The organism is Amycolatopsis sp. NPDC059027, from assembly GCF_042739735.1.
Classification (GTDB): Bacteria; Actinomycetota; Actinomycetes; order Mycobacteriales; family Pseudonocardiaceae; genus Amycolatopsis.
In genome coordinates, this window is record NZ_JBHYIK010000053.1 from 55,161 (window position 1) to 68,171 (window position 13,011).

Here is a 13,011-nt window from a genome sequence, read left to right on the forward strand (position 1 = left end):
TGGAGGCATGACTCAGCCACCGAACGGTGAGCCGCGATACCGGCTGCTCACGGGACCTGACGACGCGCACTTCTGCCGCAGGGTCAGCGATGCGCTGGACGCCGGATACGCGCTCCACGGCTCACCGGCGGCCACGCACGACGGCAACCAGGTGATCGTCGCGCAGGCCGTGGTGTGGCAGGGGCCGGAGAGCACCCCGGTGCAGGCCGCGGTCGCGCACGAACTCGAGGCGATGGAAGACGAGCTTAAGAGCGGCGAGTAACCGGTCGAGCCAGCTCGCTTCGTCGTCAGGCGGCCTCGTGGTCGAGCAGCCAGCGCTTGGTGTCGACGCCCCAGCGGAAGTTGCCGATCGCTCCGCCGGTCTTCACGACCCGGTGGCACGGTACGAACAACGCCGCCGCGTTGCGCGCGCAGGCCGAAGCGGCTGCCCGGATCGCGGCCGGGTTCCCGGTCAGTTCCGCGTAGCCGGCGTAGCTGACCGGTTGCCCGGCGGGCACCTTCCGCAGCACGTCCCAGGCGTGCTGGCGGAAGGCGCCCGAACGCTGCCGGACCTCGATGCCGTCGACGGCGTCCAGTTCCCCGGCGTGGTAGCGGCGGATCGCGGTGGTGACCGGTCCGAGGTCGCGCCGTTCGGTCAGCTCGCCGGGAGCCAGCGACGGTGAGATCAGCGGCGTCAGCTCGGCGACGTCGCCGGTCCAGCCGGAGGCGAGGACGGCCCCGTCCCCGGTCACGACCGTGCTGAACGGCCCGACCTTGGTGTCCACAGTGGACCAATACGCGATACTCACGAAACTTCTCCTTGGCGGTGAAACAGAATCAGGTGAATCAGGCGGGGCGAATCAGAGATCGGCTCGCCACAAGTACATACCGGCGTAGGAACACCACGGTTGCCAGCCCCGGGCTCGTTCAGCGAGCGTGGCGGCGTCGATGCCGAGCGCTTCCGCGCCGCGCCGCAGCGCCAGGTCGTCCGCCAGAAGGACGTCGGGCGCGCCGAGTACGCGCATGAGCACGTAGTCGGCTGTCCACGGTCCGATTCCGGGACAGGCGAGCAACTCGTCGCGCAGTTCCTCGGCGTCGCGGCCGATGTGAACGTCGAGGGCGCCTTCGGCGAGCGCGGCCGCCACCGAGGTGATCGCCTCGATACGCCGCTTCGGCCCGCGCAGGATGTCCGCGCCCTCGGCGGCGATGCGGGCGGATGTCGGGAAGAGCCGCTCCAGCGGGGCGTCCCCGCCGGGCACCGGCTCGCCGAGCGCGTCCGCGAGTGAGCCCGCCGCCGTCCGCGCGGCGGCGACCGAGACCTGCTGCCCGAGCAGGGCGCGGATGACCAGCTCGTCCCCGTCGACCGCCCCCGGCACCCGCATCCCGGGTACCGCGGCCACGAGCGGTGCCAGTGCCGGGTCGGCGCCCAGCACCCGGGTGACCGCTTCGGGGTCGGCGTCCAGGTCGAGCAGCCTGCGGACGCGGCTGACCGCGCTGCTCAAATCCCGCAGGTCGGTCAGGTGCAGTTCGCAGCGCACGTGATCCGGTCGCGGGCTCAGCCACACCGTGCCGCTCCCGTGTGCGAGCCGCAGTGTGCGGCCGTAGCCGGTGATGCCGTTGTCGTCGCTCACGACGTGCTCGACACCGGGAATCGCGCGATCGGCCAGGAATCGCAGGATGCCGTCCGCGTCGAACGGGGGACGGAACGGCAGGCGCAGGCTCAGCCGCGTGGCACCACTGAGCCCCTCGGTGTCCTGACGGCCGCGACGCAGGCTGGCGGCGCGAAGCTGCGAAGGCGTCGTCGCGAACACCTCGCGGATGGTCTCGTTGAACTGCCGGACGCTGGAGAACCCGGCGGCGAACGCGACGTCGGTCAGGGGCAGTTCGGACATCTCGATGAGCAGCCGCGCCGAGTGTGCGCGGTGGGCGCGGGCCAACGCCAGCGGCCCGGCGCCGAGTTCCGCGGTGAGCACCCGGCCGAGCTGCCGTTCCGAGTAGCCGAGCCGTCGCGCCAGGCCGGGGACACCCTCGCGCTCGACCGTGCCGTCCGAGATCAGCCGCATCGCCCGCGCGGCGAGGTCGGCGCGGATGTTCCAGTCCGGCGACCCGGGCACGGCGTCGGGCAGGCACCGGCGGCACGCGCGGTAGCCGTTCGCCTGCGCGGCCGCGGACGTCGGGTAGAAGCTGACGTTCTTCGCCTTCGGCGTCAGCGCCGGGCACGACGGACGGCAGTAGATGCCCGTCGTGCGTACGGCCATGATGAACTGGCCGTCGAAGCGGGAGTCGCGGGCGGCCACCACCCGGTAGCAGCGCTCGGTGTCGCGCCAGATCGCCGGGGCCGCCGAGAGCGGCGCGGTGGCGGTTTGCTGGGTCATGACTTCGATGATGCCAGCAGGTCAGACGTGTGACTGGCGGAAATCCGACAGGACGTTCGCGGGCGCGGGGATACTGTGACGGCATGACGATCGCCGGGCATCCATGGGAGTGGGACGAACCGGAGTGGCGCGGCCAGGTGGGCCGGGTGCGCGCGGGCAGGCGCTTGGTGCCCGAGCACTGGCCTGGTGGGGCGAAGGTCGCGGTGGCCCTGTCGTTCGATTCCGACCACGAGACAATTCCGTTGCGGGACAAGGAGTTCAGCCCCTGTCAGCTGTCGCAGGGCGAGTACGGCAGCCGGGCCGGTGTGCCGAGGGTGCTGCGACTGCTGGCCGAGCACGGCATCACCGCCACGTTCTTCGTCCCGGCGGTGTCGGCGCTCCTGCATCCCGGCGACATCACGGCGTTCGTCGAGGGCGGGCACGAGGTCGCGTTGCACGGCTGGATCCACGAGCGCAACACCGCGTTGCCGCCCGGCGTCGAACGCGAGTTGACGTTGCGCAGCGCGGATACGCTGGAGCGGCTGGCGGGTACCCGGCCGGTCGGCCTCCGCACGCCGTCGTGGGACTTCAGCACCGACACGCTCGACGTGATTCGGGAGCTGGGCCTGCGCTACGACTCCTCGCTGATGGCCGACGACGAGCCGTACGAGGTGCTGGCCGACGGCGAACCGACCGGGCTGGTCGAGATCCCGGTCGAATGGATCCGGGACGACGCGCCGTTCTTCCCGCGTGACCCGACGCGGCCCGCCATGGCGCCGCGGCAGGTCCTCGAGATCTGGCGTGACGAGTTCGACGCCGCCTACGCCGAGGGCGGGGTGTTCCAGCTCACCATGCACCCGCACGTAATCGGCCACCGGTCACGGTTGGTGGCGCTGCGGGAACTCGTCGAACACATCGCAGGTCACGACGGGGTCTGGTACGGCTCCCATGTCGAAGTCGCCGAGTGGGTGCTGGTGCACAGCGGCGGAGGAGGCGCCACGTACACTGCGGGGTCGTGAGCCTTACCCTCGGTATCGTCGGCTTGCCCAACGTCGGCAAGTCCACCCTCTTCAACGCGCTGACCCGCAACGACGTGCTCGCCGCGAACTACCCGTTCGCCACGATCGAGCCCAACGTCGGTGTCGTCCCGCTGCCCGACCCGCGGCTGGACAAGCTCGCCGAGGTGTTCGGCTCGGAGAAGATCGTGCCCGCCGTCGTGTCCTTTGTGGACATCGCGGGCATCGTGAAGGGCGCCTCCGAGGGCGCCGGGCTCGGGAACAAGTTCCTCGCGAACATCCGCGAGGCGAACGCGATCTGCCAGGTCATCCGCGTCTTCGACGACCCGGACGTGGTGCACGTCGACGGCCGGATCGACCCGTCGAGCGACATCGAGACGATCAACACCGAGCTGATCCTCGCCGACCTGCAGACGCTGGACAAGGCGCTGCCGCGGCTGGAGAAGGAAGCGCGGACGAAGAAGGAGAACAAGCCCGCGCTGGACAACGCGCAGAAGGCCAAGGAGATCCTCGACGCCGGGCGGACCCTGTTCCAGGCGCAGAAGGAGGTCGACTTCGAGGCGCTGCGGGAGCTGAGCCTGCTCACCACGAAGCCGTTCCTCTACGTCTTCAACGCCGACGAGGCCGTGCTCACCGACGAGGCCCGCCGCGAGGAGCTGACCAAGCTGGTCGCCCCGGCCGACGCCGTCTTCCTCGACGCGAAGGTCGAGGCCGAGCTGCTGGAGCTGGACGACGAGGAGTCCGTCCGCGAGCTGCTGGAGTCGGTCGGCCAGAACGAACCGGGCCTGTACTCGCTGGCGCGCGCCGGCTTCCACACCCTCGGCCTGCAGACCTACCTCACCGCGGGCCCGAAGGAGGCTCGCGCGTGGACGATCCCGCAGGGCGCGACCGCGCCGCAGGCCGCCGGGGTCATCCACACCGACTTCGAGCGTGGCTTCATCAAGGCCGAGGTCGTTTCCTACGCGGACCTGATCGAGGCCGGCGCCATGGCTGCCGCGCGCTCCGCCGGGAAGGTCCGCATGGAGGGCAAGGACTACATCATGGCCGACGGCGACGTCGTCGAATTCCGCTTCAACGTCTGAAGTGCGACATACCACCACATTGGTGATCTTGCAACCATGCAGGTCAGGTAGGTTTGGTCTTTCAGGATCAACCTCTTACCCGTGCCTGTGCTGACCTGGAAGCACCCCTCAGAACCCCTTCTTTGCTGACGTGGGATGCCAACAGGGCACGCTCGAACTGGCAGGTTGGACACAGGTCAAACCCAGCCTTGGTTACCACGCATTGCAAGCATCGCTGTGGCGGGCGAGGACGACAACCGTCCTAGCCCCAGGTGGCCACAGTGACTGTCGCTACGGATACGGCGACCGTCGAGGGCTATGACGACCGCCCGTGCGTCGCCATCAGCGGGGTGGCTAAGGGGGTCGCTTCTGTGGCAAGGGGGCGGTTCCCTCGCAAGTCCAGAGGGGGCAGCGAGCGGTGTCCCGTGACTGAGGCGTTTGTGCCGGACGAACCGCGAACCGGCCTTCGGCGTCAGTGCGGCCTGGTCCCGGTACGCTTCCCAAGGTCACCACGGTTGGAGGAAAGACATGGGTACTTCGGGGCGTCTCAGCTTGTCGTGGATCAATAAGGACAGGTCGCTCATCAGCACCCAGAACGGTGGCTATGAGTGGGTCGACCGGGATGACTTCCGGGTGTCCGAGACACGCCTCCTCCGTGATGTCGCGGTGGTGGGAGAGGTGCACGACGATCTCAAGCGCGCCGAAGACAATCTGTTGATTGCGGGGGATAGTGGGGACGCGCTGCGGGCTCTCACGAGACTTCCTGAGTTTTCGGACAAGTATCTGGGAAAGGTGAAGCTCGTATACATCGACCCGCCCTTCAATACGGGGCAGGCTTTCGAGCACTATGACGACGGGCTTGAGCACTCCGTTTGGCTCACGATGATGCGCGATCGACTTTTACTCATTCGCGAACTTCTGGCCGACTCTGGAAGCGTTTGGGTGCACCTCGATGACGCGGAAATGGCCTACTGCAAGGTGCTCATGGATGAAGTGTTCGGCCGCAGGAATTTCATCTCAACGATCGTTTGGAAGCGCCGGAACGATCCCCGTAACACGGCGCAGTACCTCTCGGGTGATCATGACTCGATCTTGGTGTTTGCCAAGAACATTGATGCGCTGAACTTCAACAAGCTTCCGCGCACCGAGGCCATGGACTCCGCCTACACCAACCCCGACAGCGATCCTCGTGGACCGTGGCGGCGCGGTGACCTCGCAGCCCGGAATTACTACTCCAAGGGAACCTACCCTGTTGTAACCCCTAGTGGTCGGAAGATCTCCGGTCCTCCGTCAGGAAGCTATTGGCGTGTCTCCGAGGAGGAGTTGAAGCGCCTCGACGCTGAAGGTCGGATCTACTGGGGGCCGGATGGAAACAGCCGACCGTATTTGAAGCGATACCTCACCGAGGTGAAACAGGGGCGTGTCCCATCTTCGGTCTGGCATCCAGAAGAGGTGGGGTTCGTCCGAAACGGCAAGGAGGAGGTCCGCGCTCTGGTGGGTGATGTTTTCGCTACTCCGAAGCCTGAGCGACTTCTGCGCCAGGTTATCACGATCGCGAGCGACCCGGAGGACATCGTCCTGGACTGCTTTGGCGGCTCAGGGACCACAGTCGCCACTGCGCACAAGCTGGGGCGCAGATGGGTAACGGTCGAGCGTGAAGCGGATACTGTGGAGAGTTTCGTTCGTCCCCGGCTTGAGAAGGTTGTCAACGGAGACGATTCCGGCGGAATTACGGACTCATCAGGGTGGGAGAAAGGCGGAGGATTCCGCTATCTCGAAGTTGCTCCCAGCATGTACGAATGCGTAGGTAAGCGGCTACTCCTTGCCTCCTGGGTGGTCGGGGACGCCTTCGTCGAGACTGCCTGTGCGCAGCTCCCTGGCTTCGAGTTGGAGCTGGGTGCCGAGCGGCCGTTTGTCGGCCGAAAGGGGCGACAGCGACTCGCTGTTGTCGACGGGCTTGTATCCGAGAGCACGGTTCGGTCTGTTGTTGAGGCCTTGAGTGAGAACGAGAGGGTGCTCATCGTTGCCAAGAGTTACTTGCGTGAGGCAGCAAGCTTACTGGAGAACATTAGCCCCGGCTCGCGTATCAAGAAGGCTCCTCAGGACCTGTTGGACATGAAGGGACGTGTACTGCGTTGAGCTGGATCAGGTACGACCAGGCGACGATCGAGGACCTTGCTACTCGCATGGAGCTGCGGGACCCAAACAGTCGCGCCGTGGCCAAGATCGTTGAGGAGATTCAGTCGGGGGACGGGCGAGAAATCGTTTGCGATCTGGCAACTGGCGTGGGAAAGACCTACATCTGCCGAGCTCTGATCGACTATCTCGCAGACCAGGGCGTTCGCAACATTCTGATCGTCACTCCGGGCCGAACCATCCAGAGGAAGACCGTCAATAACTTTAATCCCGGTCACCCGAAGTTTGTTCCTGGGGCGAACTACGAGCCCATCGTTATCACGCCTGAGAACTATGCCGGAGGGCGAGTTGGCGACGCGCTGCATGATCCTGATGCGCTGAAGGTCTTCATCTTCAACGTCCAGTTGCTTACGAAACCGACTGCCAAGACCTCGCGTACTGCGCACATGACCGATGAGTTCATCGGGACCGCGCTCTACGACCATCTGCGTACGGCTGAAGATTTGGTCATCATCGCAGATGAGCACCACGTGTACCGCAGCGAGGCAAAAAAGTTCCACGAAGCGGTCCGGGATCTTGAATCTCGCGCGCTTGTGGGTCTTACGGCTACCCCTGACGAGGCGGATCGCAGGGTGCCCGACCGGGTTGTGTTCCAGTATTCACTCGCCGAGGCCATCGCGGATGGGCTGGTGAAGATCCCCGTCATCGTCTATCGGGAGGACGGGCACACGGACATCGCTACCCAGTTAGCCGATGCTTGTCAGCTGCGCCGAGTGAAGGAGGAGACGACTCGGGACTGGGCTGAAAGCAACAGGCTGCCTATGGTCAACCCCGTCCTCTTTGTTGTGTGCCAGAGCGTCGCCGAGGCCACCGAAGTAGCCGCCATGCTGACCGGTCCCGGATTCATCGATGACCCCGAAGCGGTATTGCAGATCACCTCGGGCAGCAAGGAGGACGCGCTCGAAGCGCTGGCAGGCATTGAGGACACCGATTCCCCGGTGCGGGCAGTCGTGTCCGTCAACATGCTCAAGGAAGGGTGGGATGTCAAGAACATCAGCGTGATCGTCGCGCTGCGCACCCTCGCTTCCGAGACCCTTACCGAGCAGATCCTTGGTCGTGGTCTCCGCCTCCCCTACGGCGAGCGCGTCGGGTTCTCAATGGTCGACACCGTCGACATCATTGCGCACGACTCGTACCGAAAGCTCCTGGCCTCGAAGGAAGCGCTACTAGAACATGTCCTTCCTCAGAAGGCCGCGAAGGCTGGCGTCGGGGTTCCCCGGCCCGGTGGCGCAAGTCCCTTGCCGGGATACAGGGAGGTCGAGACACAAGGGATGTTGGTCTTCACCGCCGGGGCGCCCGTTAGGGACGGTGGTTTCGGCACGGAGACGTCTGAGGCAGCATTCATCGGCTTGGCGGATATGGAGCACCGGCTTGCTGAAGCCGGGGTCGAGAAGAAGCAAATCCGGCAGGTCATGAAGCCTGCCGAGGGGGCGCCGAGTATCAAGTTCCCCAGCAAGCGTCTGTTGGAGAAGCCGGACACGTATAGTCTCTCCTTCGTAAACCCTGACGCTGTCGTGAACATGGGGAAGCGATTCAAGGATGTGATAGAGGTTGACTTGAAGCGTAAGGCGATCAGTGCCTCGCGCGGGCTCGACGGCACGGTAACTATTCACACGCAGGATCAGAAGTCCAGCGTCGCGACTCAACGTAGTTGGCCGATTTCGAAAGTCAGGGAGGACCTCGAAGAACGGATCCTTAACCTGCCGCAGTTGAAGCTCACAACGGAGGAGGTCAACGCTGCGCAGGAGATCGTGCGAGTGTTCCTCGGCGCGGCGATCGAAGGCGCAGCGATCGAGGTTGACGCGGAGGACAGTACGCCCTGGGAGGAAGCTCGGGCGGATCTCGCGCTGTCACAGTTGGAGAATCTGGTGGCCTCCAGCTTCAAGCAGAAGCTCGCGACATCCGAGTACGAGCTCGTGACCGTGATCGTTCCGCCTCCGGCTCAGTCGTGGCCGGTACCGACGATGCCGAAAATGCAGATTATCGGCAAAGTCATCAAGGGCATGGGCTACACGGATTGGAGTAGCTCCATTCTCCCCGTCGTGCACTTCGACGCGCTGTCGACTGAGGTCAAGCTTGCCAATCTAATGGACGATAGTTCCAAGATTGAGTGGTGGTTGCGGCTCGAATCGCGAAGCGGTACGTACATCCAGCTCGCCAGCGGGGCGCGTTATTACCCTGATTTCATCGCCATAGACAAGGATGGCGTGCGCTGGCTCGTCGAGGGCAAATCCAACGCGGAGGCGGCCAGCGAGTCGGTGCTCGCTAAGAAGGAGGCCGCCGAAGCATGGGCGAAGGAAGTAACCGAACTTGGGCAGTTCGGGACATGGAAGTACCTGTTCGCCACCGAGGAGCATCTGAGCCAGTCGAATAGCTGGGACACCTTGCTGACGGTCACAGGTGCTCGGGGATAGGACATCGGAATCGCGAAGAGGAGCCCAGTCTGATGCCTGGGGCCCGACGGCAATGCATGGCACGGTAATCTGGTCGAGTTCCGCTTCAATGTCTAGTCGGTAGTCGGATGGAAGCCCCAGCGGGATGGTGATCCTGCCGGGGCTCCCGGAATGAGGACCGGATCTCGGGCCGGATTCTCTGACTACTGCAGACCGGAGACGCCGGGGACGACCACGCCGTACAGGTCGGCGATGGTCGCCAAGGCGCTGTGGTGCAGTTGCTCGGCGCTCACTTCCGCGACCGGCGTCGTCAACGGCCGGGTGGCGCAGGCGTCGGCGACGACTGTCGGGCGGTTGCCGCGCAGGAACGCGCCCTCGGCGGTGAACGTGACGCACATATTGGTCATGAACCCGGCGATGACCACGTTCTCGTGCCCGGCGGCGTCGACCTGCTCGCCAAGGTCGGTGTTCACGAAGGCGTTCGGCGCGCCCTTGACGACGACCGGCTCGCCCTCGGCCGGGGCGACGTCCGGGTGGATACCGCCGATCTCGGCCCGCACGTCGTACGGCGTGCCTTCCCCACCGTCGTTGACGACGTGGATCACCTTCGCTCCGGCGGCGCGGGCCTTGGCGAGCAGGTCCTTGGCCGCGGCCAGCGCGGGCCGCCATCCCTCCAGTTCCATCACGCCGCGGGTGTAGGTGTTCTGGTAGTCGACCATGATCAGCGTCGAGCCGGCCAGCGCCGCCGGGGTCTGGTCGAACCCGTTGAGCTCCCGCAGCGTCGTCCTCGCCATGTTCGGATGTCCTCTCGTTCGTTCTTTGCCCGCCCTTTGACCAGGCACAACCGACGCTAGACTCGGGGGAGGATGTCGGCAATGACATGCAAAGCGCAGAAACCGACATGGCGGAGCGGAGTGGGATGAAGAGATCGGAACGGCAGGCCCCCGAGAGACTCATCGCCGTGGTCCTGTTCGACCGGATCGACCTCCTCGACGTGACCGGTCCCGCCGAGGTTTTTTCCTTGCTCCAGCGGGAAATGGAGCGTCCGACGGGCTACCGCGTGGTCCTCGCCGCCGAGACGCTGGACCCGGTGACCACCTCCGCCGGAGTGCGGGTCCTGCCGGACGTGACCTTCGGGGAGTTGTCCGGGAAGGCGATCGACACCCTGGTCGTGCCGGGGGCGGTGACGGTCGGGGAGGGCCGGGAGATCGTCGCCCGATGCGACCCCGCCGTGGTCGAGACGGTGCGGCTGCTGGCCGGGCACACCCGCCGCGTGGCGTCGGTTTGCGTTGGCGCGCACATCCTCGCCGCGGCCGGGCTGCTCGACGGCAAGCGCGCCACCACGCACTGGTCCACCGCCCGGCAACTCGCCGCGGAGCACCCCGAGGTCACCGTCGACGCCGACCCGATCTTCATCCACGACGGCACGGTGTGGACCGGGGCCGGGCTGAGTGCCTGTCTCGACCTCGCCCTGGCGTTGGTGGCCGACGACTTCGGCCCGGAACTGGCCTCCCGGGTCGCGCGCCAGCTCGTGATGTTCCTGCGGCGGCCGGGCGGGCAGAGTCAGTTCAGCGTGTCGCTCGAGCCGGTGTCCGCGACCCGGCGGGTCGACGAGCTACGTCACCACATCGCCGCCCACCTCGCGGAGCCGCTGACGGTCGCCGACCTCGCGGCGCATGCGCACGTCACGGATCGGCAGATTACGCGGGTGTTCAAGGCCGAGCTGGGGATGACTCCCGCCGCCTATGTCGAGCACGCCCGCGTCGAGGCGGCTCGGCACAGGCTGGAGACGACCGACGAGACCTTGTCGCGCATTGCCGGCACCTGTGGTTTCGGCACTGTCTCGACGATGACACGGTCTTTCCGGCGGACGTTGAACACGACGCCGGGCGAGTACCGGGAGCGGTTTCGGATCGGGTAGCCGCCGTGCGCGGGATCAGGAATCCCTCACGCCCGCCCACAGGTTTTGGCCAGTTTCAGGTCAGTGGGGTCCCACCTGGAGAATTGCGTTCTCCTGGTCCTTCACCGTCACGTCGATCATGGTGTGCTCCTCCGTTCGGATGGCTGGTTCCGAGCGAAAGCCTAGACCGGCTGAACGGCACGATTTCCTTGCTGCCACAAAGAAGTCGCTGCCTCTCAGGTCATGGCGGTAGGTTGATCGGGTGGACATGACACTGCGGTTGACCGAAGAGCAGGCGCACGCGCTCAGGCAGCTCGCCGAGGCGGACGGCCTCAGCGAGCAGGATGCGGCTGTACGCGCCATTACCGAGGCAGCCGCGCGTGTGCGAGCCGGGCGAATTGCGGCCCTGTCCCGAGAAGGACGAACCCGGTACGCATTGCTGCTCGATCGGCTGGCGCAATGATGGCCGAGTACCTGACGCTGGACGATCTCCTGACAATTGCCGCGGACCTCGGGGTGCCCCAGGTGCGTGATCTCGGTCTGCTCGATGCGGCGGCAGAGCGGCCCCGGACCTCCGTCATGGGGGAGGACGCCTATCCGGAGCCGGTCGAAAAAGCCGCTGTGCTGCTGGAGTCGATCGTCCGCAATCATCCGCTCGTGGACGGGAACAAGCGGCTGAGCTGGATGGCCGCCTTCGTCTTCTGCGGACTGAACGGACTCGACCTGGACGCACCGGAGGACGACGCCTACAACCTGGTGATCGCGACCGCGACCGGCGCCGAGGCCTATCGCGACGTCGCCGCTTCGTTGGCGAACTGGACTGTGCCCCGCGACGCGGGCTGAGCGAGGAAGACCGCACTCCGGATCTGGTTACGGCTGGAGTTCCGGCGCTAGTCTGCGTACGTCAAGATCCTTCCACTGGGGAGAGTCCACTGTGCACAAACGAAGATTCGTCATGCCCGGAATCGCGGTCGCGCTGACCATCGGACTGGCGGTACCGGCGTCGGCGGCCCCTGCTTCGGCCGTCGAGCTCGCGCCGCTGCCGGGCGGATATCAGGCCACGGCCACGGGTATCAACGACAGCGGTGTGGTCGTCGGCTGGTCCTCCACGCGAACCGGGCCGACGCGGGCGGTGCGGTGGAACGCCGACGGCACTGCCGTCGCGTTGCCCGCGCTGGGCAGCGGCACCTCCAGCAGCGCGCGTGCCATCAACGACTCGGGCGTCGTCGTCGGCCAGGCGGACGCGGGAAACGTGGGCGTGCACGCGGTGCGGTGGACGCCGGACGGCACCGCCGTCGACCTCGGCACCCTGCCCGGAAGCACCTACAGCGGCGCCAACGGCGTGAACAACTCCGGGGTCGCCGTCGGCTACGCCTACCTGAGCTTCAGCTCGATCAAGCACGCGGTGCGGTGGAACGCCGACGGGACGAGCACCGACCTGGGGGTGCCCGAAGGCTACGAAGTCAGCGAGGCCCACGCGATCAACGACGACGGCACGATCGTCGGAGAAGCCATGGACAGCGACTACAAGCGCTGGCACGCCATCCGCTGGAACACCGACGGCACGGTCACCGACCTCGGCACCGCGCCTGGGGCTGCCGTCAGCTGGGCACTGGCGATCAACGGCGGCGGGACCATTGCCGGGACGTCGCAGACGGCGGCCAGGAAGAACCACGCGACGCGCTGGAATACCGACGGCACGGTCACGACGCTGCCCACCTTGCCGGGCGGGGACAACAGCGGCGCCGGGGGCATCAACAGGGCTGGTGTGGTCGTCGGGTTCTCCAACTCGACGGGCGCGCCGTCGCACGCGGTGCGCTGGAACCTCGACGGCACCGTGACCGATCTCGGCGCGCTGCCCGACGGCGGGGACACCAACGCCGAAGGGATCACCACCGACGGCACGATCGCCGGTATCGGGCACACCGCGGGGGACAGTCAGTTACACGCGCTGCGCTGGCCCGCCAGCTGACCAGTAATGGGGGGGGGGGGGGGGCGCGTTGTCGACCGGTTGTGTCTGCGAGTTGGTGCACCTGTCAGCCGCCGGGGGCGCCGACGACCGGGCGACCGCCGCGACGAAGAATCGCAGCGGTGATCTGGCGCGGGCGTTGC

The 13,011-nt window shown here is 66.2% G+C and carries 12 protein-coding genes; 9 read left to right on the forward strand and 3 right to left on the reverse strand.

Annotation, left to right across the window (positions count from 1 at the left end; genetic code table 11):
- The first annotated feature begins 7 nt into the window (after window positions 1-7).
- Window positions 8-262 carry a DUF1737 domain-containing protein gene (locus ACFWY9_RS31205; RefSeq protein ID WP_378329864.1) on the forward strand — a complete coding sequence of 85 codons (255 nt, stop codon included), beginning with the start codon at window positions 8-10 and terminating at the stop codon, window positions 260-262.
- Between the two features lie 25 nt (window positions 263-287).
- Here the strand turns inward: ACFWY9_RS31205 and ACFWY9_RS31210 are convergent, their stop codons facing one another.
- Window positions 288-788, reverse strand: a complete 501-nt coding sequence (locus ACFWY9_RS31210; protein WP_378329863.1) for a methylated-DNA--[protein]-cysteine S-methyltransferase — start codon at window positions 786-788, stop codon at window positions 288-290.
- Window positions 789-839: 51 nt separating this feature from the next.
- Complete coding sequence (locus tag ACFWY9_RS31215; RefSeq protein ID WP_378340553.1) at window positions 840-2,354, reverse strand: AlkA N-terminal domain-containing protein; 1,515 nt, start codon at window positions 2,352-2,354, stop codon at window positions 840-842.
- 83 nt (window positions 2,355-2,437) lie between these two features.
- Between ACFWY9_RS31215 and ACFWY9_RS31220 the strand changes: the two genes are divergently transcribed.
- The 4 genes from ACFWY9_RS31220 (at window position 2,438) to ACFWY9_RS31235 (ending at window position 9,020) form a co-directional block, all read left to right on the forward strand.
- Window positions 2,438-3,352, forward strand: coding sequence for a polysaccharide deacetylase (locus ACFWY9_RS31220; protein WP_378329861.1), 915 nt, complete (start codon window positions 2,438-2,440; stop codon window positions 3,350-3,352).
- Entirely contained in the window at window positions 3,349-4,431 is a 1,083-nt protein-coding gene (ychF, locus tag ACFWY9_RS31225; RefSeq protein ID WP_378340554.1) for a redox-regulated ATPase YchF, read from the forward strand. The genes ACFWY9_RS31220 and ychF overlap by 4 nt, the downstream gene beginning before the upstream one ends.
- Window positions 4,432-4,938: 507 nt before the next feature.
- A complete protein-coding gene (locus ACFWY9_RS31230) occupies window positions 4,939-6,549 on the forward strand; it encodes a site-specific DNA-methyltransferase (protein ID WP_378329859.1) in 1,611 nt (536 codons plus the stop codon).
- Between the two features lie 47 nt (window positions 6,550-6,596).
- Window positions 6,597-9,020 (forward strand): DEAD/DEAH box helicase, encoded by a 2,424-nt coding sequence (locus ACFWY9_RS31235; RefSeq protein ID WP_378329858.1) that lies wholly within the window; start codon window positions 6,597-6,599, stop codon window positions 9,018-9,020.
- A gap of 182 nt (window positions 9,021-9,202) precedes the next feature.
- Here the strand turns inward: ACFWY9_RS31235 and ACFWY9_RS31240 are convergent, their stop codons facing one another.
- Window positions 9,203-9,793: an isochorismatase family protein gene (locus tag ACFWY9_RS31240; RefSeq protein ID WP_378329857.1), complete on the reverse strand. Its 591-nt coding sequence runs from the start codon at window positions 9,791-9,793 to the stop codon at window positions 9,203-9,205.
- 125 nt (window positions 9,794-9,918) lie between these two features.
- On the opposite strand from ACFWY9_RS31240, the gene ACFWY9_RS31245 reads away from it, so the two are divergent.
- The 4 genes from ACFWY9_RS31245 (at window position 9,919) to ACFWY9_RS31260 (ending at window position 12,871) form a co-directional block, all read left to right on the forward strand.
- Window positions 9,919-10,920, forward strand: a complete 1,002-nt coding sequence (locus ACFWY9_RS31245; protein WP_378340555.1) for a GlxA family transcriptional regulator — start codon at window positions 9,919-9,921, stop codon at window positions 10,918-10,920.
- Window positions 10,921-11,167: 247 nt separating this feature from the next.
- The gene (locus ACFWY9_RS31250; protein ID WP_378340558.1) at window positions 11,168-11,362 is read left to right on the forward strand and encodes a CopG family transcriptional regulator; all 195 of its coding nucleotides are present in this window, start codon (window positions 11,168-11,170) and stop codon (window positions 11,360-11,362) included.
- The gene (locus ACFWY9_RS31255) at window positions 11,362-11,742 is read left to right on the forward strand and encodes a type II toxin-antitoxin system death-on-curing family toxin (protein WP_378340559.1); all 381 of its coding nucleotides are present in this window, start codon (window positions 11,362-11,364) and stop codon (window positions 11,740-11,742) included. Before ACFWY9_RS31250 ends, ACFWY9_RS31255 begins: the two co-directional genes overlap by 1 nt.
- Window positions 11,743-11,854: 112 nt before the next feature.
- Window positions 11,855-12,871: a DUF3466 family protein gene (locus ACFWY9_RS31260; RefSeq protein ID WP_378340556.1), complete on the forward strand. Its 1,017-nt coding sequence runs from the start codon at window positions 11,855-11,857 to the stop codon at window positions 12,869-12,871.
- Window positions 12,872-13,011 lie beyond the last annotated feature (140 nt).